The 594-nt window shown below is 52.2% G+C and carries 1 protein-coding gene; it reads right to left on the bottom strand.

Going from position 1 to position 594, the window contains the following annotated elements:
- Window positions 1–594, bottom strand: a 594-nt coding sequence (locus tag ACOTZD_RS22865; RefSeq protein ID WP_045135604.1) for an EF-Tu/IF-2/RF-3 family GTPase, incomplete at both ends; no start/stop codon positions are given.

Below are 594 nucleotides of genomic sequence, written 5' to 3'. Positions count from 1 at the left end.
AGAACTTTAGCAACAACGCCCGCGCCAACGGTACGGCCGCCTTCACGGATTGCGAAACGCAGACCGTCGTCCATCGCGATTGGGTGGATCAGAGTCACAACCATCTTGATGTTGTCGCCTGGCATTACCATCTCTACGCCTTCTGGCAGTTCGATGGTACCGGTCACGTCAGTTGTACGGAAGTAGAACTGTGGACGGTAGCCTTTGAAGAACGGAGTATGACGGCCGCCTTCGTCTTTGGACAGAATGTACACTTCAGATTCGAACTTGGTGTGTGGCTTGATTGAGCCTGGCTTCGCCAGAACCTGACCACGTTCGATTTCTTCACGTTTGATACCACGCAGCAGAACACCAACGTTCTCACCAGCACGGCCTTCGTCCAGCAGTTTGCGGAACATTTCAACGCCAGTACAGGTAGACTTCGCAGTCTCTTTGATACCAACGATTTCAACTTCTTCACCAACTTTGATGATACCGCGCTCTACACGACCGGTAACAACGGTACCACGACCGGAGATGGAGAATACGTCTTCGATTGGCAGCAGGAATGGCTTGTCAATCGCACGCTCTGGTTCTGGGATGTAAGAATCCAGG

The sequence above is a fragment of the Enterobacter cloacae complex sp. SHL022 genome, assembly GCF_049237785.1.
In the GTDB taxonomy this organism is placed as follows: domain Bacteria; phylum Pseudomonadota; class Gammaproteobacteria; order Enterobacterales; family Enterobacteriaceae; genus Enterobacter; species Enterobacter hormaechei_C.
The sequence above is the reverse complement of the archived record's forward strand: the minus strand, read 5'-3'. Positions and strand labels throughout refer to the sequence as shown.